Source organism: Mycobacterium sp. (assembly GCF_052145595.1).
In the GTDB taxonomy this organism is placed as follows: Bacteria; Actinomycetota; Actinomycetes; order Mycobacteriales; family Mycobacteriaceae; genus Mycobacterium.
In genome coordinates this window covers 1-21232 of record NZ_JBKQOI010000001.1, presented here as the reverse complement: position 1 = coordinate 21232, position 21232 = coordinate 1, and the positions used below count along the sequence as shown (strand labels likewise).

The following is a 21232-nucleotide window of genomic DNA, read 5'->3' as shown; positions in this document are numbered from 1 at the left end:
CGAGACATCTGAACCGGTGTTGTTGAAGCCCGAGTTGGTGGCGCCCGTGTTCGTAGTGAACCCGAAACCCGTGTTGACCAGTCCCGAATTCCACGCGCCCGTATTGCCGTTGCCCGAATTCCCCCAGCCCGTGTTCGTGCCGCCGGAATCCCAGAACCCGGTGTCGAAAGGGCCGCCGTTTCCGAAGCCGGTGTCGAGCCCGCCCGAGTTCCCGAAGCCTGTGTTGACGTTGTTCGAGTTCCCGAAGCCGAAATTCCAGTCGCCAGCGTTCCCGACGCCGACGTTGCCGGCGCCCGAGTTCCCGAAGCCAAAGCTGTTGAGGTGTCCCGGCAAATTGGTGTTGGTGCCCGTGGAGAACATGCCGATGTTGCCGCTGCCGGAGTTGAAGAAGCCGATGTTGCCAGTGCCCGAATTCCCCAACCCGATATTGCCGCTGCCCGAGTTCAGACCGCCGAAACTAAACTGGTTAGTTGCGGTGTTGAAATAGGTTTTGCCGATCCCGATCTCATTGCTACCCGTAAGGCCGAAGCCGATGTCGTTGTTGCCGGTGTTTCCGCCACCAATGTTGTTGTTGCCGGTGTTTCCGCCGCCTCGGTTACTGTCCCCGCTGTTACCGAAGCCCCAGTTGTTACTGCCGGCGTTGCCGAAGCCCACATTGTGGCCGAGGTCGGAGATCGAGCTGGGGTTAGAGCCATTGCCGAAACCGAGGTTGCTATTGCCTTGGTTTCCGCCGCCGATGTTTCCATTGGCCGCCACACCATTAAAGCCGTTACCGCCGCCGATGTTGAAGTTGCCGTTGTTTCCGCCCCCGATGTTGCCAATGCCTGTGTTGCCGTTGCCCAGGTTGGCGTTGCCCTTGTTGCCGATGCCGAGGTTGGGCAGGCTCGCCAGCAGGTCCTGCAGAGTCTGTGCGGGCGACAATCCCGCGGCCGCGGCAGAGGCACCGGAGTAGTAGCTCGACATCGCCGAGGCGTCTTGGGCCCACATCGCCTCGTAGTCGCCCTCGAGTTGGGCGATCGCCGGCGCGTTAAGCCCGAACCAGTTCGACAGCACCATCTGCACCAACGAATTACGGTTGAGATCCACCATGATCGGCTGCACCGTCGCCGCGCGGGCGGCCTCAAAGGCGCTGACCACCGCGCGGGCCTGCTCAGCCGCCGCTGATGCCTGAGCCGCCGCCTGACTGAGCCACCCGGTATAGGGGGCGGCCGCGGCCGTCATCGCCTGCTACGTCGCACCCTGCCATGCTTGGCCGGCCAGCCCCGAGGTCACCGACGAAAACGAGGACGCCGCGTTTCCCAACTCGGAGGCCAACCCGTCCCAGGCCGTCGAGGCCTCCAACAGTGGGCCCGAGCCCGCACCGGAAAACATCAGCGCCGAATTGATTTCCGGGGGCAACACCAAAAAGCTCATACCGCTGACCTCCGACCCGTTTCCACCAGCCACCACCAAAGGGCGACCGGTGCCCGTATGGAATTGAGTACCGCGTCACGGATGCTACCGACGACGCCGAGTAGTAGACGTCGGTTCCGTGAAAATCGGGATGGGTTTGATTGGCCGAGCAAGCGCTTGGTTGATACCCTGATCGGGTGGACCGAGTGACCGGTCAGGCGAACAGCCGGCGAGACGAGCTACTGGAGCTCGCCGCGACCATGTTCGCCGAGCGTGGCCTGCGCGCCACCACCGTGCGCGATATCGCCGACGGTGCCGGCATCCTGTCCGGCAGTCTGTATCACCATTTTTCCTCCAAAGAGGAGATGGTCGACGAGCTGTTGCGCAGCTTCCTGGATTGGCTGTTCGCCCGCTATAGCGAAATCATGGACACCGAGGCCAATCCGCTGGAGCGGCTCAAGGGTCTGTTCATGGCGTCGTTCGAGGCGATCGAGCATCGGCACGCTCAGGTCGTCATCTATCAGGACGAGGCCAAGCGGCTGTTGTCGCAGCCCCGGTTCTCCTACATCGAGGACATGAACCGCCAACAGCGCAAGATGTGGGTCGAGGTGCTCAGCCAGGGCATCGACGAGGGCTACTTCCGGCCGGACCTCGACGTCGACCTCGTCTACCGTTTCATCCGCGACACCACCTGGGTGTCGGTGCGCTGGTATCAACCCGGCGCCCCACTTACCGCAGAGCAGGTGGGTCAGCAATATCTCGCCATCGTCCTTGGCGGCGTTACGGCGGATTTCAAAAACGATTGATGAAGGAGTCTGAAACATGCCCGAGGCGTACGTCATCGACGCTGTACGTACCGCGGTTGGCAAGCGTAACGGCGCGCTGGCCGGGATACATCCCGTCGATCTGGGGGCTCATGCGTGGCGCGGACTGCTCGACCGGGTCGACGTCGATCCCGCCGCCGTCGACGATGTGATCGCCGGTTGTGTCGACGCCATCGGGGGGCAGGCGGGTAACATCGCGCGACTCTCGTGGCTGGCCGCCGGCTATCCGGAGGAGGTTCCCGGCGTCACCGTGGATCGCCAGTGCGGCTCCAGCCAGCAGGCGATTTCCTTTGGCGCGCAGGCGATAATGGCGGGCACCGCCGACCTGATCGTGGCCGGCGGCGTGCAGAACATGAGCCAGATCCCGATCTCGTCGGCGATGTCGGTCGGCGAGCAGTTCGGGTTCACTTCGCCCACCAACGAGTCCAAGCAGTGGCTGCACCGGTACGGGGATCAGGAGATTTCACAATTCCGCGGCTCGGAGCTGATCGCCGAGAAGTGGAACCTGTCGCGTGAAGAGATGGAACGGTACGCGTTGGCCAGCCACGAGCGCGCGTTTGCCGCGATCCGCGGCGGTCACTTCGACAACGAAATCATCACTGTCGAAACCGAATCCGGGCCGTTCCGGCTCGACGAGGGCCCGCGCGAGTCCTCGCTGGAAAAGATGGCCGGCTTGAAGCCGCTGGTCGAGGGGGGCCGGTTGACGGCGGCGATGGCCAGCCAGATCTCGGACGGCGCCAGCGCGGTGCTGCTGGCTTCGGAACAGGCCGTCAAGGACCACAAGCTGACCCCGCGGGCGCGCATCCACCACATCAGTGCCCGCGCCGCCGACCCGGTGTTCATGTTGACCGGACCCATCCCGGCCACCCGGTACGCGTTGGAGAAGACCGGGCTGTCCATCGACGACATCGACACCGTCGAAATCAACGAGGCTTTTGCGCCAGTAGTTTTGGCCTGGCTCAAGGAAGTCAAGGCGGACCCGGAGAAGGTCAATCCCAACGGCGGCGCGATCGCCCTCGGTCATCCGCTGGGCGCCACCGGGGCCAAGCTGTTCACCACCATGCTGAACGAGCTGGAGCGTATCGGCGGCCGCTACGGGTTGCAGACGATGTGCGAGGGCGGCGGCACGGCCAACGTCACCATCATCGAGCGGCTGTAGCTTTTCGGCGGCCGCGCCGGCCTTCCCGCCGAGCGTGTCGCGTCGGGGATTTCACACTCGCGCAGGCGATTAGCGCGTGGCCAGCACCAGCGCCATGCCGCCGAGGGCGAGCAGCCAACTCGCGAAGCTGCCGACTAGGAAATACTCCGTCACCTCGTCGATGCCGACCTCGCCGTTGCGGTTCTTTTGGGCGCTCAATTCCGGAAACCGGATGATGCTCTTGGCCGCGACGACGGCTCCGGCGGCCGCGACCTGACCGCCGGCACCGAGGCTGAGGATCAGCAGGCGTTCCATGGGCCCCAGCAGCCGGCCGCCTTTGAGCCGGTCGGATGGCTGCGGCTCGCCGGCCGGACGCACCGCACCGACCGTGCCCAAGACGAGGCGCACCAGCTGGTTACCGGTCGCCAGCTGCAGCAGCACCACACCTACGACCATCAGCAGTCGGTTGGGCGCGACACCACCCAACGGCAGAGCCACCCAGGTTGCCCAGCGCGCGGCAAGGCCGCCCACGTGAGATCCCCAGCCGGACAACGCAATCAGCACTGCGAGCGCGCTGAGCATGACGGCCAGCGGTGTGCGCTGGCTCCTGCCGGTGCGCTCGCTGCGCATGCACAACACCTCCCAGACGACGGCCGTTGTCGCGGCCAACCCGAGCAGCACGACGTCGCCGGCGCGCCAGAGCTGGCACAGCGCCGCACAAGCCACGACCGCAACCGGCCCGGCGACCAGCGGTAACCAAACCGCACGGGATAACCGCCGCCACGCGTCGGCGATTCCGACCGCGATCAGCAGGACCGCCACCGCGCTCATGGCAGGCTCCGAAGGTATTGGGACGCTAGGACAATGAGGTCCAGACCGTCGCGGCTCGCCCGCTGCGACACCGCCGAGGCGCTGATACCCTCGGCCGCGGCGAGTTCCTTCTTGGTTCGCCCGGTCATCAAGCCCCTCACAATCCGTAGCGATCTTTCATCCAGCGATCCAAGCAGATGGTCCCGACAGATCAGGGCCGCGTTGACCGCGGCGACGTCGGCGCGGGTGTCGTCGTCCGCCCGGAAGGTGGTGCGCACCAGCGTGAAGCCCGCCTGCCGCTGAATTTCAGCGGTATGCCTGATGGCGTCTCGCGCCGCCCACCAGGCGGGGCCGTCCTGAATTCCGGCGTCAGCGTCCAGGACGGTGACCGCACCCCATCCGATCCCGAAACGGACGTCGATGTCGGGGGCAACCAGCAGCCGCACTGTTAGCGCGGCGTCGATCGCAGCGCCAAGGGCGGGGTAGCTGCCCTGAAACTCGTCGCCGACGGTGAACACCGGCGGGTCGATCGCGCCTTCGCCGACCTGGCGTAAAGCCGCGGCCACGTGTCTATGCAGGGCGGACCGGTCGTCGGCACGGCGGGACCCCACCACATCGCCGATCACGGGCGCCCGGAGTGAAGGAATAGTCTTCACCTTTGCCATATGAAGACTATAGCTTAATTATAGCTCGTTGTAGCTATACGCTTCATCCGCTCGCGGGCTCGTCCTTGACCCTCAGGTACTGCTCGATCCCAACTCGCTGAAAGGTGCGTCGTCGCCCGCCCGAAAGCAAGGGCAGCGCCGCCGCCGCGTCGATGAGCTCGGGCTGGACCACGTCGTAGTTTTCGCCCTGGGACGAGATGGTGGCTCGCCCCGCGGCGAGGACGTTCTGCAACCAGTCCACCCGGGTCCCGTAGGGCAGCGGTACGACGAACCCGTCAGTCACGCGCTCGGCCACGACCGGTGTGGCGTACTGCTTGCCCGACCGTCGCCCGGTGTGCCGGATCGCGGCTGCGTACCAATGCTTGTGGCCGGCCAGCTGCACAATCAGCGGGTTGAGCAGATATTTGTTCGAAGCACGAACGGTGTTCAAGAGCGAATCAGGCCAGGATCCCGGTGTCAGCGCACTCATTGCTCCAGCATGACCCCGGCTATCAGCCAAGGCGAGGGTCTTTGGTCGACGGCTTACATTCCTTCGACCAGCGCCGCCGCGGCCTTCAAGTGAGCGATCGCGTCGCGAACGATCGAGTCGATCAGTTCGGCGCATGACGGCAGGTCGTCGAGGATGCCGGCTACCTGCCCGGAGGCCAACACCCCGGCCTCGGTGTTGCCCTCGACCAGCCCGGCCTTGAGCAGCATCGGGGTGTTCGCCGCCATCACCACCTGCGACCAGGTCAGCTCCTTGCCGTGGCGCATCGCCAGGCCGTCGCGGACCATCGCTCCCCAGGTCATCTGCGACATCTGCTTGAACTTGGCGGCATTGCGCACCGCCGCGGCGAAACCCCTTGCCCGCGAGCCGCTTTCCAGCTTCTCGACCAGACCGGTACGCAGCACGCGATGCGGCATGCCGTCAACTCGGGTGGTGACCACCGTGCCGTCCAGCGCCGCCTCGAGGTAGCGCCGTTTGACCGCATCGGGAACGGTGGAATCCGAGGTGAGCAGAAACCGGGTGCCCATCGCGACGCCGGCGGCGCCGTAGGACAACGCCGCCGCGAGCCCGCGTCCGTCGAAGAATCCGCCCGCCGCGATCACCGGGATCCCGTTGCCCTGCACCGCGTCCAGCACGGACGGCAGCAGCAGCGTGGTGGCGACGGGTCCGGTGTGCCCGCCGCCTTCACCGCCCTGCACGATCACCGCGTCGGCACCCCAGCCCGCTACCTTGCGCGCGTGTTTGGCCGCGCCGATCGACGGGATGGCGACTGCCCCAGCTTCTTTCAGCCGAGCTATCAGCTCCTGCTTGGGCGCCAAGGCGAATGACGCCACCTTCACGCCCTCGCGGATCATCAACTCGACCCGGTCGGGAGCGTCGGCGGCGTCGGCGCGGATGTTCACGCCGAACGGCTTGTCGGTGGCGGCCTTGACCTTGCCGATGGCCGTCGCCAACTCATCCAGCGTCATGGTGGCTGAAGCCAGGATGCCGAGGCCGCCCGCGTTGGCCGTGGCAGACACCAGCCGGGCACCGGCCACCCAGCCCATCCCGGTTTGGACCACGGGGTGCTCGACGCCGACCAACTCGGTCAGCGGCGTGCGCAACCTCATGAACGTATCTCTCTGTCGCGCAATGCCTTCGGGTCGATGACCTCGCAGATCAGTCGCAGCTCGTCGTCGGTCGGCCGCCTGGATTCGTCGGCCTCATCAAGGCCGTGCACTTCGAACGAAGTGTTTTCGCGGACTTCGTCGGGGGATACGCCGGGGTGCAGGGAGAGGGCCCGCATGGTCCTGTCCGGGCCGCCGAAGTCGAACACTCCGAGGTTGGACACCACCCGGTACGTATTGGCGAACCGGAACGCCGGGTTGTCCGCGTCAATCTTGTCGTAGCCGATGCCGCAGACCACGTCGACCGTGTCGCAGAACACCCGCTTGGAATGGTTGCCGACCCAGTAGCTGGTCGCGTGGTTGATGGCATTGCCGGGCGCGCCGCGGACGCCGAACATCTGCCGGGTGGGGCGCTGCAGCGGGCCGAACGCCGAGATGTTCTGATTGCCAAAGCGGTCAACCTGATTGGCGCCCATCACCACGTGCCGGCGCCCCCAGGCCAGCGTCTCGAACACCTGGCCAAACGGCATCCAGCCCTCGACGGCTCCCGACGCGCCGAGCGCCGGGGTGTCGGCCAGCAGCTGCGCCTCGCCGTCGGTCAGCAGGATGCCGGGGGAGAAAGTGAGACGCGCCAACCGGGCTCCAATGGAGGCCATGTTGGTCATCGGGCTGATCATGATTTCGCCCGCGTCCCTGAACAACTCGGCGCAGGCGATCGCGCACACTTCGGCTCGGGTGCTCACTTGGATGCCTCCTGTCCGAACGCTCGTACGGCCGCTTGATAATCGGCTTCGCTGCCCGACAGGTAGGTCTGGACGAACTTCTGCCAGCCCTCTTCCGTCGAGGCCGCCTCGGCATAGTGCCGTTGGAATTTCTCGTCGCGGGCGTAATCCGGTGCGGCGGTGGTGAAGTGGGCACCGTTGGGTGCCTCCACCACCGCGTCGACCATCATCCGGTTCACCAGCAACGCCTGCGGCGGGACCGCCTTGACCAACTCCTGGGTGGAGACGACGCGCTCCACCGACAGGTAGCGTTTGTCGGCGGCCATCAAGAACAGATCGTCGAAGTAGGGATCGATGCCGGTGTAGGCCGCATTGCCTTGGCTGTCACCGAGATTGAGGTGGACAAAGGCGGCGTCTAGACGCAATGCGGGCATGGCGATCAGCGTCTCGTGTCCACCGCCGGGCGCCGGATACGGGCTGGTCACCGTGAGCAGTTCGCCCTCCCAGAAGTCGGGAACCGAACTGCCCAGCCCGGCACGGATCGGCAGGAACGGCAGGCGTTGCGACGCGGCCTGCAGCCCGCAGCGCAGCATGCCCTCGTCCATTTCGCGGGCTTCGATGGCTCCGCTGGTGCGCGCCTGGGCGAACCAAGGATCGTAGAACGGCGGGGAGTCAAGCGAGACGAAGCCGTAGTAGACGCGCTTGACTTTGCCCGCCGAGCACAGCAGCCCCAGGTCGGGTCCGCCGTAGGTGACCACCGTCAAGTCCTTGACGTCCGTGCGCAGCATGGCACGCACGAAGGCCATGGGTTTGCGCCGCGAGCCCCAGCCGCCGATGCCGATCGTCATGCCGCTACGTAACTGCGCGACGGCCTCGTCCAGAGTCGTCCTCTTGTCGCTCATGGCTTCTTCACGAACGCGTCGCGGTGCTCGTCGGAGACCCCGGCGAGGTTGAGCTCGAACGTAAAGCCTTGTTCCATACGATAACTCGAATTGACCCGTTGCACGTCGATGAAGTTGAGCGCCTCTTTGGCCGCACGGATGACGCGGGTGTCCTTGGCTGCGATGTCGCGGGCGACCCTTAGGGCGGCTTCGTCGATTTCGGCGCGGGGCACCACCTCGTGCACCGAGCCGAAGTGATGCAGGGTGGCGGCGTCGACGGTGGCGGCGGTGAAGAACAGTCGCCGCATCATGTGCTGGGGGACCAACCTCGACAGGTGGGTTGCCGCGCCCAGGGCGCCGCGTTCCACCTCCGGCAGCCCGAAGGTGGCGTCGTCGGAGGCCACGATGACGTCGGAGTTACCGACCAGCCCGATGCCGCCGCCGACGCAGAATCCGTTCACCGCCGCGATCACCGGCACCGCACATTCGTAGACCGCGCGGAACGCGGCGAAGCAGCCGCGATTGGCGTCGATGAGTGCAGTAAATCCTTCGGTGCGTTGCATTTCCTTGATGTCCACACCGGCGTTGAAGCCGCGGCCCTCGGCCCGCAGGATTACTGCGTGGGTCTCGGAGTTGTTGCCGGCGGCCGTGATCGCGTCGGCGAGTTCGAACCAGCCGCGCGACGGAATGGCGTTGACGGGCGGGTAGTCGACGGTCACCGCGACTATGCCCGGCTCGGGGGTGGTGGATGTGATCGTCATTGCACTTCCTGGTGGGATAGCTACCTAAGCAAGCACTTGCTTGGTACGCTAGCACAGTGACGAGCGCCGAAGGAGCCGACGCCATCAACTTGGGCCTGACCGGGCGGGTGGTTTTGGTCACCGGTGGCGTTCGTGGGGTAGGTGCCGGTATCAGTTCGGTTTTCGCCGCGCAGGGCGCGACCGTGATCACCTGCGCGCGACGGGCCGTCGAGGGTTCGCCATACGAGTTCCACTCCTGCGACGTCCGCGACGACGACGCCGTAAAGGCGTTGATCGATGCGATCTTCGACCGGCATGGCGCGCTCGACGTCGTGGTCAACAACGCCGGCGGTTCGCCGTACGTGCTGACCGCGGACTCCAGCGCGAAGTTCAACCGCAAGATCATCGAGCTCAATCTGATTGGCGCGCTGTCGGTTTCACAGCATGCGAACGACAAGATGCAAAACCAGCAGCGCGGCGGGTCGATCATCAACATCTGCAGTGTCAGCGGCCGACGGCCCACACCGGGCACCGCCGCTTACGGAGCGGCCAAGGCGGGCCTGGAAAGCCTCACGGAGACGCTGGCCGTGGAGTGGGGACCGAAGGTCCGGGTGAACGCGTGCGTGGTCGGCATGGTGGAGACCGAACAATCGGAGCTGTTCTACGGTGACGCCGAGTCGATCGCCGCGATTTCGAAGAACGTCCCGCTTCGCCGGCTGGCCAAACCCGACGATGTCGGCTGGGCCGTAGCATTTTTGGCCTCGGACGCGGCGTCCTACATCAGCGGTGCCACGCTGGAGGTGCACGGGGGCGGCGAGCCGCCGCACTATCTCGCCACCACGAGCGCGATCAAGTAGAGGAGACAACAGATATGGGATTGGTTGACGGCCGCGTCGTCATCGTCACCGGAGCGGGCGGCGGTATCGGCCGCGCCCATGCGCGGGCCTTCGCGGCCGAAGGCGCGCGCGTGGTGGTCAATGACATCGGGGTGGGACTGGACGGTTCACCCGCAAGCGGCGGAAGCGCTGCGCAGGGCGTGGTCGACGAGATCACCGCGGCCGGTGGGGAAGCCGTCGCCAACGGATCCAACATCGCCGACTGGGAACAAGCGGCCCACCTGATTGCGACCGCCGTCGAGACCTTCGGTGCCCTGGACGTTTTGGTGAACAACGCCGGCATCGTGCGCGACAGGATGTTGGCCAACACCAGCGAGGAGGAGTTCGACGCCGTCATCGCCGTGCACCTCAAGGGCCACTTCGCCACGATGCGGCACGCCGCGTCCTATTGGCGCGGGCTGTCCAAGGAGGGGAAAACCGTTGACGCACGGATCATCAACACGAGTTCCGGTGCGGGCCTGCAGGGCAGCGTCGGGCAGGGTAACTACAGCGCCGCCAAGGCGGGCATCGCGGCGCTGACGCTCGTGGCCGCCGCCGAGATGGGCCGCTACGGGGTGACCGTCAACGCCATCGCGCCCTCGGCCCGTACCCGGATGACCGAAACCGTCTTCGCCGAGATGATGGCCAAGCCCGACGAAGGCTTCGATGCGATGGCGCCGGAGAACGTTTCGCCGTTGGTGGTATGGCTGGGCAGCACCGAATCTCGTGACGTCACCGGCAAGGTGTTCGAGGTCGAGGGTGGCATCATCCGGGCCGCCGAGGGCTGGGCGCACGGGCCGCAGGTCGACAAGGGGGCAAGGTGGGATCCCGCGGAGCTGGGGCCCGTCGTCGCCGATCTACTGGCCAAGGCGCGCCCGGCGGTCCCGGTCTACGGGGCATAGCCAGCCGCGCCGAGTGTGACGCTCGGCGAGGCCGTAGGGTGCTTAGGGATCGCAGATGACGATCGGGATCGTCCGGTCGGTCCAGGACTGGTAGTCCTCGTAGGACGGGTACATGTCCACCAGTCGCGGCCAGTACCGGGCGCGCTCCTCATCGGTAGCGTCCCGCGCGGTCAGGTCGAGCACCTCTCTCTTGATCTGCACCTGCACCTTCGGGTTGGCCTTGAGGTTGAGGTACCACATCGGGTTCTTGGCGGCACCACCTTTCGAAGCCGCGACGACAACCCGGTCTCCGTCACGGAGAAAGTAGAGCGGGCTGACCCGGGGCTCTCCGGTCTTGCGGCCGGTGGTGGTCAGCAGGGCGACGGGAATGTTTTGGAAGGTGCTGCCAAGGCCTTCCCCGCCGCTGCGCCGGTACATGAACGTGTTGAGGCGCGACATCCACTTGATCACGAAGTCGGTGTACGACGAATTCAGAAACCGCGGTGGTGATTTCGGCATGACAGTGATCCTAGAGCGGTTTAGCGCTGAATGAACGGGTGGAAGCGAACCTTGATGTGGTGGATATTGGCCTTCCCGCTCGGGCTATCGGCGGGGATCAGGAAGGACTCGTCGACCCGTGCGGCCAGCCGCCGTCCGCCGAACGCCGCCCTGGTCAGCACGTCGTACGCAGCGTGCACCTCATCGCCGATGATGCGGTAGTCCGGTGGCGTCGTGTCCGCGATGACCCAGTACTGGGGCCCGCGATTGAGGCTGCGCCGCAGGTGTTTTCCGGAAAACCCGTTCTTGATCCCCTGCTCGACGCGAGTACATCCGGCTGCGAAGGGAACGGCATCGCCGTCATGGCTGACAAGCGCGTCGATGTATGCCTGCGCCGCGGCGATCCGGCTCTCCTCAGAGACGATCAAGTGACGATCACTGACGGGCTAGATGCGCTCGATGATGGTGCCGGTGGACAGGGCGCCGCCCGCACACATGGTGATCAGCGCGGTGCTCTGGTCGGAGCGCTCCAGCTCGTGCAATGCGGTGGTGAACAGCCGGCTGCCGGTGCAACCCACGGGGTGGCCCAACGCAATCGCGCCGCCGTTGACGTTGACCGCGGCCATGTCGGGCTCGTGGACCCGCGCCCAGGACAACACGACCGACGCGAACGCCTCGTTGATCTCGACGATGTCGATGTCGCCCATCTTCATTCCGGCCTTCTCCAGCACCTTTGCCGTCGACTGCACCGGACCGTCCAGGTGGTAGTACGGCTCCGCGCCGACCAGCGCTTGGCTGACGATCCGGGCCCGCGGCCGCAGCCCGAGCGCCTTGGCCTTGTCCTCGTCCATCCACAGCACCGCCGCCGCGCCGTCGGAAATCTGAGACGACGTGCCCGCCGTGTGGATTCCGCCCTCGATGACCGGCTTCAGCTGGCTCAAGCCCTCGATCGTGGTGTCGCGCGGGCCCTGGTCGCGGGAGACCATGTGGCGCTCGCTGGTGGGCTGCTTCTGCTCGTCGAGCACCGGCGCCTCGATCGGCGAGATTTCCCGGTCGAAACGGCCCTCGTCCCAGGCCCGCTTGGCGCGCAGCTGAGACTCGAACCCCCACGCGTCGATGTCTTCGCGGGTGATGCCGCGGCGCTTGGCGATCCGCTCGGCGGCGGTGAACTGGTCGGGCAGGTCGATGTCCCACGACTCGGCGCGCCAATTGCGGTCCGGACCCGCGTTGGCGCCGAGGCCGACCCGGCTCATCGCCTCGATGCCGCAGGCGACGCCGACGTCGATCGCGCCGATGGCAATCAGCCCGGCTATCAGATGATTGGCCTGCTGCCCACTGCCGCACTGGCAGTCGACGGTGGTGGCGCCGACGTGTTCGGGCAAACCCACGGTCAGCCAGGCCGTCCGGCTGATGTTGTTGGACTGCTCCGCGTACTGCGTCACGCAGCCGCCGATGACCTGCTCGACTTGGCCGGCTTCAAAGCCGGAATTGATATCGGCCTTGTTCACTAGTGCCTTCTGCACCCCGCCCAGCAGCTCGGTGGCGTGCAGTCCTGATAGCCATCCATTGCGTTTGCCGATCGGGCTGCGGGTGGCTTCAACGATTACCGGGTTACCCATGGGGCCAGGCTAGAACACGTTTCATTACTATGACAAGCGAGGATGCGTTGGCGCCTTTTTTCTACGGTGGAGGCATGTTTTACTGGCAACAGAGCTCCACTATGAGAGCTAGTGTCCTGGGACCGCCAATCAGGAGGCCAGTCGCCAGGCCAGCGTAGAGACCAGCAGTTAGGAGAAGTAGCGTGCCCAGCCCCAATCTTCCCCCCGGGTTCGATTTCACCGACCCCGACATCTACGCGGAGAGGCTACCGGTCGAGGAGTTTGCCGAGTTGCGGGCGACCGCGCCCATCTGGTGGAACGCACAGGCTCCGGGCACAGGAGGCGGCTTTCACGACGGCGGCTACTGGGCGATCAGCAAGCACAAGGACGTCAAAGAGATCTCGCGGCGCAACGACGTGTTCTCCAGCCACGAGAACTGCGTGATCCCGCGTTTCAACAACGACATCGCGCGCGAGGACATCGACCTCCAGCGCTTCGTCATGCTCAACATGGACCCCCCGCAGCACACCCGGCTGCGCAGCATCATCTCCCGCGGCTTCACACCGCGCGCCATCGGACGCCTGCGCGACGAACTCAACGAACGCGCCCAGACCATCGCCAAGGCCGCGGCGGCTACCGGGTCCGGCGACTTCGTCGAGCAGGTGGCGTGTGAGTTGCCCCTGCAGGCGATCGCTGGTCTGCTCGGGGTGCCGCAAGAGGACCGCGAAAAGCTGTTCCGCTGGTCCAACGAGATGACCGGCAACGACGATCCCGAGTACGCCGACATCGACCCAAAGACGTCGTCGGTCGAGGTGCTCACCTACGCGATGCAGATGGCCGCCCTGAAGGCCGAGAATCCCGGCGACGACATCGTCACCACCCTGATCAATGCCGACATCGACGGCGAAAAGCTTTCCGACGACGAGTTCGGTTTCTTTGTGATGATGCTCGCGGTGGCCGGAAACGAGACCACCCGCAACTCCATCACGCAGGGGATGATGGCGTTCGCCGACTTCCCCGACCAATGGGAGCTCTACAAGAAGGAGCGCCCGGAGTCCGCCGCCGACGAGATCGTCCGGTGGGCGACCCCGGTCACCTGCTTCCAGCGCACTGCGCTCGAGGACTACGAATTGTCCGGTGTGCAGATCAAGAAGGGCCAGCGGGTGCTGATGTTCTACCGGTCGGCCAACTTCGACGAAGATGTCTTCGACGATCCGTTCACCTTCAACATCATGCGGAACCCGAATCCGCATGTCGGTTTCGGCGGCACCGGAGAGCATTACTGCATCGGCGCCAACCTGGCGCGGATGACGATCAACCTGATCTTCAACGCCGTCGCCGACCACATGCCGGACCTCACGCCGATCTCCGCGCCCGAGCGGCTGCGGTCGGGGTGGCTCAACGGCATCAAGCGCTGGGAGGTCGACTACACCGGCAAGTGCCCGGTGGCGCATTGATGGATTCAAAAGATACGACGGATTCAAAAACGACGATGGACTTCGATCTCACCGCTGAGCAGCAGGCCGTCGCCGATGTCGTCACGTCGGTGCTGGACCGGGACTTGGGCTGGGATGCGCTGGTCGCCGGCGGTGTGACGGCGCTGCCGGTGCCGGAACGTCTCGGCGGCGACGGCGTGGGTCTGCCCGAGGTCGCAACCGTGCTGACCGAAGTGGGTCGCCACGGCGCCATCACGCCGGCGCTGGCCACGCTGGGCTTCGGCGTGGTGCTGCTGCTCGACCTTGCATCCGATGAACAACAGGACCGTTTCCTGGCCGGGGTTGCCAAGGGCGGGGTGTTGACCGCGGCGCTCAACGAGCCCGGTGCGGCGCTGCCCGACCGTCCCGCAACCACGTTCACCAATGGGCGGTTGTCGGGCACCAAAGTCGGCGTTGCCTATGCCGGGCAAGCGGATTGGATGGTCGTGACGACCGACAGCGCGGTCGTGGTGGTGTCGCCCAAGGCCGACGCTGTGCAGCTGGTGCGCACGCCGACGTCGAATGGTTCCGACGAGTACACGGTCACCTTCAGTGACGTGGCGGTTCCCGGCGCGGACGTTTTGGCGGGCGCGTCCGCGCACCGGGTCAACCAGCTGGCGCTGGCCGTGATGGGCGCGTTCACCGATGGGCTGGTGGCCGGGGCGCTTCGTCTGACTGCTGACTACGTGGCCAACCGGAAGCAATTCGGCAAGCCGCTGTCGACGTTCCAGACCGTCGCCGCTCAGCTCGCGGAGGTCTACATCGCTTCGCGCACCATTGATTTGGCGGCTAAGTCGGTGGTCTGGCGGCTGTCCGAAGGGCGGGACGCTGATGATGACCTGGACGTGCTCGGGTACTGGGTGACGTCGCAGGCGCCGCCGGTGATGCAGCTCTGCCACCACTTGCACGGTGGCATGGGCATGGACATCACCTACCCGATGCACCGGTACTACTCCACGATCAAAGACCTGACCCGGTTGCTGGGCGGGCCGTCGCATCGTCTCGATCTGGTGGGAGCGCAATGTTCATCGAACTGACCCCGGAGCAGCGTCAGCTGCAAGCCGAGCTACGCCAATACTTTTCAAACCTCATCTCGGCCGACGAGATGAAGGCGATGGGGGAGGACCGTCACAACGCCGCCTATCGTGCGGTGATCCGGCGGATGGGCCGTGACGGCAAGCTCGGTGTCGGGTGGCCAAAGGAGTTCGGCGGCTTGGGCTTCGGCCCGATCGAACAGCAGATCTTCGTCAACGAGGCCCATCGGGCCGATGTGCCACTGCCCGCCGTCACCCTGCAGACCGTGGGGCCCACGCTGCAGGTGTTCGGCAGTGAGATGCAGAAGAAGAAGTTCCTGCCCGCGATCCTGGCCGGTGAGGTGCACTTCGCGATCGGCTACACCGAGCCGGAGGCCGGGACCGACCTGGCGTCGTTGCGTACCACGGCCGTGCGCCAAGGCGACGAGTACATCGTCAACGGACAGAAGGTGTTCACCACGGGCGCCCACGATGCCGACTACATCTGGCTGGCCTGCCGCACTGACCCGGAGGCCGTTAAGCACAAAGGCATTTCGATTCTGATCGTCGACACCAAGGACCCGGGTTACTCCTGGACGCCGATCATCCTGTCCGACGGCGCCCACCACACCAACGCCACCTACTACAACGACGTGCGGGTGCCTGCCGACATGCTGGTCGGTGAGGAGAACGGCGGATGGCGGCTGATCACCACCCAGCTCAACAACGAACGGGTGATGCTCGGCCCCGCCGGGCGGGTCGCCGGCATTTACGACCGAGTACACGAGTGGGCTTCAAAGCCGGGTGGAGACGGCGTCACGCCGATTGATCACGACGACGTCAAACGCGCACTGGGTGAGATTCACTCGATGTGGCGGATCAACGAGCTGCTGAATTGGCAGGTGGCCGCCGCCGGCGAGGACATCAACGTAGCCGACGCCGCGTCAACGAAAGTCTTTGGTACGGAGCGAATTCAATACATTGGCCGACTCGCTGAGGAAATCGTCGGCAAGTACGGCAACCCAGCCGAGTCGGACACCGCCGAGCTGCTCAACTGGCTCGACTCTCAGACCAAACGCAACCTGGTCATCACCTTCGGTGGAGGCGTGAACGAAGTCATGCGTGAAATGATCGCCGCGTCGGGCCTCAAGGTGCCGAGGGTGCCTCGATGACGGACATTCAGGAAGCCCTCGCGGAGATCAAGGCGGCGGGCGATCCCAAGCCGCGCGCCGGCCGGGATCCGGTGAACCAGCCGATGATCAACAACTGGGTGGAGGCCATCGGCGACCGCAACCCGATCTATCTGGATGAGGCCGCGGCCCGCGCCGTCGGACACCCCGGAATTGTCGCGCCGCCGGCCATGATTCAGGTGTGGACGATGTTCGGGCTGGGCGGGGAGCGTCCGGACGACGATCCGATGGGCCCCATCATGAAGCTGTTCGACGACGCCGGCTATGTCGGTGTGGTCGCCACCAACTGTGAGCAGACGTACCACCGCTACCTGCGGCCCGGCGAGCACGTCAGCATAGCCTCGGAGATGGGTGACGTGATCGGGCCCAAACAGACCGCGCTCGGCGAAGGCTTCTTCATCAACCAGCACATCATCTGGCGCGTCGGCGACGAGGACGTCGCCGAGATGAATTGGCGCATACTCAAATTCAAGCCGACGGCGTCTGGATCGGCCGTCCCGGACGACCTTGATCCCGATGCGATGATGCGTCCCGCGTCGTCGCGGGACACGGCGTTCTTCTGGGAGGGTGTCAAGGCGCACGAATTGCGGATTCAGCGCCGCCCGGACGGGAGCCTGCAGCACCCGCCGGTGCCGGCCATCTGGCAGGACCCGGCCGCTCCGATCGACTACTTGGTGTCCAGTGGCAAGGGCACAGTGTTCAGCTTCGTGGTGCACCATGCTCCGAAGGTGCCCGGTCGCACGCTGCCGTTTGTGATCGCACTCGTCGAACTCGAGGAAGGCGTCCGCATGCTGGGCGAACTACGCAATATGGACCATGCCGAGGTGAAGATCGGAATGCCGGTTCGGACAATCTATATCGACTTCCCGCCCGGTGACAGCGGGCCGGAGTGGAGCCTTTACGCATGGGAGCATGACGTATGAGCGCGCCGGTCATCGAAGTTGGCACCACTCTGCCCGAGCTCGAGCTTTACGGAGATCCCACCTTCATCATCTCAACAGCGCTGGCCACTAGGGACTTTCAGGACGTCCACCACGACCGGGACAAGGCGCAGGCCAAGGGATCGAAGGACATGTTCGTCAACATCCTGACGGACACCGGGCTGGTACAGCGTTACATCACCGACTGGGCCGGGCCTTCGGCGTTGATCAAGTCGATCGGGCTTCGGCTCGGGGTGCCGTGGTACGCCTACGACACGGTGACCTTCTCCGGTGAGGTGACAGCAGTTGAAGAAGGGCTGATCACGGTAAAAGTGCTGGGCGCCAACAGCCTTGGCAACCACGTCGTAGCGACGGCGACGCTGACGATCGGGGGCGCTTGATGCTGTCTGGTAAGGCTGCGATCGTCGGGATTGGTGCCACCGACTTTTCGAAGGACTCCGGTCGAAGCGAGCTGCGGCTGGCGGCCGAGGCGGTGTTGGATGCGTTGGACGACGCGGGCCTGAGTCCGGGCGACGTCGACGGGCTGACCACGTTCACGATGGACACCAACACCGAAATCGCCGTCGCGCGCGCGGCCGGCATCGGTGAGCTGAAGTTCTTCTCCAAGATTCACTACGGCGGCGGGGCCGCGTGCGCAACCGTGCAGCAGGCGGCGATGGCCGTCGCGACCGGGGTGGCCGATGTCGTGGTGGCATACCGGGCGTTCAACGAACGTTCGGGCATGCGATTCGGTCAGGTGCAGACGCGTCTGGTGGGAGACGCTGGCGCCCAAGCCGATTCGACCACGGCGGACAATGCCTTCTCGTATCCGCACGGCCTCTCGACGCCGGCGGCGCAGGTCGCCATGATCGCCCAGCGCTACATGCATCTGTCCGGTGCGACCAGCCGGGACTTCGGTGTGATCTCGGTGGCCGACCGCAAGCACGCCGCCAAGAACCCGAAGGCATACTTCTACGAGAAGCCCATAACCATTGAGGACCACCAGAATTCGCGATGGATCGCCGAGCCGTTGCGGTTGCTGGACTGCTGCCAGGAAACCGATGGAGCGGTCGCGATTGTGGTGACGTCGCCCGAGCGCGCGCGTGACCTCAAGCATCGGCCCGCGATCATCGAGGCGGCGTCACAGGGCTCCAGCCCCGACCAGTACACGATGGTCAGCTACTACCGCCCCGAGCTCGGCCTGCCCGAGATGGGCGTCGTGGGTCAGCAGCTGTGGCAGCAATCCGGGCTGTCTCCGGCCGACATCCAGACCGCCGTGCTCTATGACCACTTCACCCCGTTCACCCTGATTCAGTTGGAGGAGTTGGGATTCTGCGGCCGCGGTGAGGCGAAGGACTTCATCGCCGACGGCGCGATCGAGGTGGGCGGGCGGCTTCCCATCAACACCCACGGAGGTCAAGTCGGTGAGGCCTACATCCACGGCATGAACGGGATCGCGGAGGGTGTGCGGCAATTGCGGGGCACCTCGGTGAACCCGGTGCCCGACGTCGAGCACGTACTCGTCACCGCGGGGACGGGCGTGCCCACTTCGGGCTTGATCCTCGGCTAGCGTCGGCTTTCGCCTCGAGCGTGCGGCCGGCCGCACATTCGCGACCGAGTGTGCGGACAGCTTCACACTCGGGGACGTGTGCATAGTGGAAGTGACTCTGGTGGCGCCGCGTGCAACGCTGCCGTCGTGTCAGAGCCATTTATTGGTAGCGAGGTTATCGCTGCAGGGGCATTGACCAAGTCGCAACTGGCTACGCGGTGCCGCCGATTGTTTCCGGACGTCTACGTGCAGCGTGATGTCGGCATCACTGCCGAACTGCGCGCGAAAGCAGGGTGGCTCTGGACCGGACGTCGAGGGGTGGTGGCAGGGTTCGCCGCGGCCGCGTTGCACGGTAGTAAATGGGTCGACGATGCACAGGTGGTGGATTTGGTCCATGACAATCGGCGAGGACCACCGGGGATCCAGACGCACCGAGACCGCATCGAGGAGGACGAGGTCGAGCTGGTGGCCGGCATGCCAGTCACTTCGCCGGCCAGGACGGCGCTGGATCTCGGCTGCTGGTACCCAACCATGACGGCGGTAGCGGCTATCGATGACCTGGCTCGCCACACCGACCTCAAAGCGGCCGACGTCGAGATCTTGTCATCCAGATACGGCGGACGGCGCGGAATTTCGCGAGCACGTCGCGCGGTGGATCTCTTCGATGCCGGTGCGCAATCCCCCAAGGAGTCGTGGCTGCGAGTCGTGCTGATACAGGCAGGCCTGCCTCGGCCACGCACGCAGATCCCGGTGTTGGACGAGGTTGGCAATGCCATCGCTTACCTTGACATGGGTTGGGAGGACGTCAAGATCGCCGTGGAGTACGACGGGGATCAGCATCGCAACGATCGCCGACAGTACAACTGGGATGTCCGGCGACTGGAGAGGCTGCAGCGTCGTGGCTGGTTCGTCGTACGAGTGGTGGCGGGCGACCGGACGGCCGAAATCATCGGCCGTGTTCGTGCGGCATTGGATCGCCGAGTGTGCGGCTAGCCGCAAAGTCGAGACCGAGTGTGCGGCTAGCCGCACACTCGGCGTCCTCGCTAGGCGCAAGTTCAGTCCGGATCGCACCCGGCTGCCGATACCGGATCGCGACTTCGGGGGCACCGTCGGGCGCACGCTCGACGAGTCGGTCGGTGACTGGACCATCGTGGCCGGGCCAAAGGCGCCGGATGACGCGCCGAATGTGCTGATCGCGCTGATCGATGACGCCGGGTTCGGCGGCCCGGACACGTTCGGCGGTGCAATCCGCACCCCGAACATGACTCGGGTTCAGCAAAAGGGGCTGACCTACAACCGTTTCCACGTCACCGCGGTGTGCTCACCGACGCGGGCCGCGCTGCTGAGCGGGCGCAACCATCACCGGGTGGGGTTCGGGTCGGTCGCCGAATACCCGGGCCCGTTCCCGGGCTACACCGCCGCCAAACCCCGTAGCTGCGCGGCGCTACCGCGCATCCTGCGCGACAACGGCTACGTCACCGGCGGCTTCGGTAAGTGGCATTTGACCCCGGACAATGTGCAGGCCGCGCCGGACAGAAATCCCCACCAGTGGTCGAATCCCCAGGCCTGCGGCCAGTGGTCGAACGGGCCGGCCGCCCCCTCGGCCAGTACGACCCGATCATCACCCAGGACAACGCGGTGCTGGGGGTGCCCGAAGGTAAGGACGGCAAGACGTACTACTTCCCTGACGACCTGACCGACCAGGCGGTGGTGGATGCCGACGCCCTCGACGCCAGCGGTCTTGGCGGCCGCCTCGATCACGCGGAGCAGGTTGCGGGGATCCACCGGTGTGCATGACTGGAAATGTGGCCACCCTGGACCAGATCGATTGGAAGGGATCACGTTACCTCTCCGCAGGCCAGCCAGTTGCGCATGCATTTCAGCCTGTAGGGTGCCTTCAGTAATCTATTTCCAGTAGCGCAGTTTCGTGTAATCCGTTACAGCCCAAAGGTTGTCAGGTAGTCACTTACCTCTGTAGTGTCTAGGCAGAACTAGTAGGCGCACCAGATGTGCGCTGGCGACGTTCACGCCGTGGGCCTTTCGACCACCAGTCGATGATGGCCGACACGGTGGTGCTGGAGCCGATGCCCTCAGTGGGGTTGATGACGGCTAACCAGAGGACGCGGGGCTGACGCTCAGTAGCAGCAGCCGCCACGGACAACCGCACACGAACAACCCTGTGAGTGTGTCGTTTTCCTTGGAGGCTTTGTGATCGCCAGCTCTGCGAAAACGTCGTGGCGTTCCGAACGTGCGCGTATCGCGGGAATGTCCTCGCGACCGAACCGCGCACCCGATGACCCCGAGCTAATCGAGGCACGCCGCAACCTGCGTGCCCTCCGGCTAGACCGAAGTTCCCCCTGCTGTGTTGACGGGTTGGGGTGTTGACGTGGGGTTTTGTGATCTGGTGGGTGTGGGCTACTGACTACGCCAGACCGTGGCGGTGGGATACGTCGAGGAGTTCGAAGGCC

The 21232-nt window shown here is 65.2% G+C and carries 21 protein-coding genes and 2 pseudogenes; 12 read left to right on the top strand and 11 right to left on the bottom strand.

The annotated features are described in order from the left end of the window. Positions 1 to 1413 (bottom strand): annotated as a pseudogene (locus tag ACLP4W_RS00115) (PPE domain-containing protein); the annotation flags it as partial. 176 nt (positions 1414 to 1589) lie between these two features. On the opposite strand from ACLP4W_RS00115, the gene kstR2 reads away from it, so the two are divergent. Both kstR2 and fadA6 read left to right on the top strand, forming a co-directional pair. Beyond that, a complete protein-coding gene (kstR2, locus tag ACLP4W_RS00110; RefSeq protein ID WP_442382919.1) occupies positions 1590 to 2198 on the top strand; it encodes a TetR family transcriptional regulator KstR2 in 609 nt (202 codons plus the stop codon). A gap of 16 nt (positions 2199 to 2214) precedes the next feature. Next, complete coding sequence (gene fadA6, locus ACLP4W_RS00105; protein ID WP_442382917.1) at positions 2215 to 3375, top strand: steroid 3-ketoacyl-CoA thiolase FadA6; 1161 nt, start codon at positions 2215 to 2217, stop codon at positions 3373 to 3375. A gap of 69 nt (positions 3376 to 3444) precedes the next feature. On the opposite strand, the gene ACLP4W_RS00100 is transcribed toward fadA6, so the two are convergent. From ACLP4W_RS00100 to echA20, 7 genes are read right to left on the bottom strand one after another with little or no spacing between them, the layout of a single operon-like run. Further along, complete coding sequence (locus ACLP4W_RS00100; RefSeq protein WP_442382915.1) at positions 3445 to 4185, bottom strand: hypothetical protein; 741 nt, start codon at positions 4183 to 4185, stop codon at positions 3445 to 3447. Next, positions 4182 to 4829 carry a SatD family protein gene (locus ACLP4W_RS00095; protein WP_442382913.1) on the bottom strand — a complete coding sequence of 216 codons (648 nt, stop codon included), beginning with the start codon at positions 4827 to 4829 and terminating at the stop codon, positions 4182 to 4184. Before ACLP4W_RS00095 ends, ACLP4W_RS00100 begins: the two co-directional genes overlap by 4 nt. A 43-nt stretch (positions 4830 to 4872) precedes the next feature. Then, on the bottom strand, positions 4873 to 5298 hold the full coding sequence (locus tag ACLP4W_RS00090) for a nitroreductase (RefSeq protein WP_442382911.1): 426 nt from the start codon (positions 5296 to 5298) through the stop codon (positions 4873 to 4875). A gap of 53 nt (positions 5299 to 5351) precedes the next feature. Beyond that, the gene (gene ipdC / locus ACLP4W_RS00085; protein WP_442382909.1) at positions 5352 to 6425 is read right to left on the bottom strand and encodes a (3aS,4S,5R,7aS)-5-hydroxy-7a-methyl-1-oxo-octahydro-1H-indene-4-carboxyl-CoA dehydrogenase; all 1074 of its coding nucleotides are present in this window, start codon (positions 6423 to 6425) and stop codon (positions 5352 to 5354) included. Next, on the bottom strand, positions 6422 to 7165 hold the full coding sequence (ipdB, locus tag ACLP4W_RS00080; RefSeq protein WP_442382907.1) for a cholesterol ring-cleaving hydrolase subunit IpdB: 744 nt from the start codon (positions 7163 to 7165) through the stop codon (positions 6422 to 6424). The genes ipdC and ipdB overlap by 4 nt, the downstream gene beginning before the upstream one ends. After that, positions 7162 to 8046, bottom strand: coding sequence for a cholesterol ring-cleaving hydrolase subunit IpdA (gene ipdA, locus ACLP4W_RS00075; protein WP_442382905.1), 885 nt, complete (start codon positions 8044 to 8046; stop codon positions 7162 to 7164). The genes ipdB and ipdA overlap by 4 nt, the downstream gene beginning before the upstream one ends. Beyond that, positions 8043 to 8786, bottom strand: coding sequence for a (7aS)-7a-methyl-1,5-dioxo-2,3,5,6,7,7a-hexahydro-1H-indene-carboxyl-CoA hydrolase (echA20, locus tag ACLP4W_RS00070; RefSeq protein WP_442382903.1), 744 nt, complete (start codon positions 8784 to 8786; stop codon positions 8043 to 8045). The genes ipdA and echA20 overlap by 4 nt, the downstream gene beginning before the upstream one ends. Before the next feature lie 56 nt (positions 8787 to 8842). Between echA20 and ACLP4W_RS00065 the strand changes: the two genes are divergently transcribed. Further along, on the top strand, positions 8843 to 9622 hold the full coding sequence (locus ACLP4W_RS00065) for an SDR family oxidoreductase (protein ID WP_442382901.1): 780 nt from the start codon (positions 8843 to 8845) through the stop codon (positions 9620 to 9622). Positions 9623 to 9636: 14 nt separating this feature from the next. Then, complete coding sequence (locus tag ACLP4W_RS00060; RefSeq protein ID WP_442382899.1) at positions 9637 to 10542, top strand: SDR family oxidoreductase; 906 nt, start codon at positions 9637 to 9639, stop codon at positions 10540 to 10542. Positions 10543 to 10584: 42 nt separating this feature from the next. Here ACLP4W_RS00060 and ACLP4W_RS00055 read toward each other — a convergent pair whose 3' ends face one another. From ACLP4W_RS00055 to ACLP4W_RS00045, 3 genes are read right to left on the bottom strand one after another with little or no spacing between them, the layout of a single operon-like run. Beyond that, positions 10585 to 11040, bottom strand: a complete 456-nt coding sequence (locus ACLP4W_RS00055) for a nitroreductase family deazaflavin-dependent oxidoreductase (RefSeq protein WP_442382897.1) — start codon at positions 11038 to 11040, stop codon at positions 10585 to 10587. 20 nt (positions 11041 to 11060) lie between these two features. Continuing rightward, on the bottom strand, positions 11061 to 11447 hold the full coding sequence (locus ACLP4W_RS00050) for a hypothetical protein (protein WP_442382895.1): 387 nt from the start codon (positions 11445 to 11447) through the stop codon (positions 11061 to 11063). A gap of 18 nt (positions 11448 to 11465) precedes the next feature. Then, complete coding sequence (locus ACLP4W_RS00045) at positions 11466 to 12638, bottom strand: steroid 3-ketoacyl-CoA thiolase (RefSeq protein ID WP_442382893.1); 1173 nt, start codon at positions 12636 to 12638, stop codon at positions 11466 to 11468. A 182-nt stretch (positions 12639 to 12820) separates the two neighbouring features. Here ACLP4W_RS00045 and ACLP4W_RS00040 point away from each other — a divergent pair, with 182 nt between their 5' ends. From ACLP4W_RS00040 to ACLP4W_RS00005, 8 genes and pseudogenes are all read left to right on the top strand, one after another. Then, positions 12821 to 14074, top strand: coding sequence for a cytochrome P450 (locus ACLP4W_RS00040; RefSeq protein ID WP_442382891.1), 1254 nt, complete (start codon positions 12821 to 12823; stop codon positions 14072 to 14074). A gap of 35 nt (positions 14075 to 14109) precedes the next feature. Continuing rightward, a complete protein-coding gene (locus ACLP4W_RS00035; RefSeq protein WP_442382889.1) occupies positions 14110 to 15129 on the top strand; it encodes an acyl-CoA dehydrogenase family protein in 1020 nt (339 codons plus the stop codon). After that, positions 15114 to 16277, top strand: coding sequence for an acyl-CoA dehydrogenase FadE29 (gene fadE29 / locus ACLP4W_RS00030; RefSeq protein WP_442382887.1), 1164 nt, complete (start codon positions 15114 to 15116; stop codon positions 16275 to 16277). Before ACLP4W_RS00035 ends, fadE29 begins: the two co-directional genes overlap by 16 nt. Next, the gene (locus ACLP4W_RS00025; protein ID WP_442382885.1) at positions 16274 to 17218 is read left to right on the top strand and encodes a bifunctional MaoC family dehydratase N-terminal/OB-fold nucleic acid binding domain-containing protein; all 945 of its coding nucleotides are present in this window, start codon (positions 16274 to 16276) and stop codon (positions 17216 to 17218) included. Before fadE29 ends, ACLP4W_RS00025 begins: the two co-directional genes overlap by 4 nt. Further along, positions 17215 to 17616: a MaoC family dehydratase gene (locus ACLP4W_RS00020; protein ID WP_442382883.1), complete on the top strand. Its 402-nt coding sequence runs from the start codon at positions 17215 to 17217 to the stop codon at positions 17614 to 17616. Before ACLP4W_RS00025 ends, ACLP4W_RS00020 begins: the two co-directional genes overlap by 4 nt. After that, positions 17616 to 18785 (top strand): lipid-transfer protein, encoded by a 1170-nt coding sequence (locus tag ACLP4W_RS00015; protein WP_442382881.1) that lies wholly within the window; start codon positions 17616 to 17618, stop codon positions 18783 to 18785. The genes ACLP4W_RS00020 and ACLP4W_RS00015 overlap by 1 nt, the downstream gene beginning before the upstream one ends. Before the next feature lie 126 nt (positions 18786 to 18911). Further along, complete coding sequence (locus ACLP4W_RS00010) at positions 18912 to 19757, top strand: endonuclease domain-containing protein (protein ID WP_442382879.1); 846 nt, start codon at positions 18912 to 18914, stop codon at positions 19755 to 19757. Next, positions 19663 to 20474: pseudogene (locus ACLP4W_RS00005) on the top strand (sulfatase-like hydrolase/transferase); the annotation flags it as partial. The gene ACLP4W_RS00010 and the pseudogene ACLP4W_RS00005, both read left to right, overlap by 95 nt. Positions 20475 to 21232: the final 758 nt, after the last annotated feature.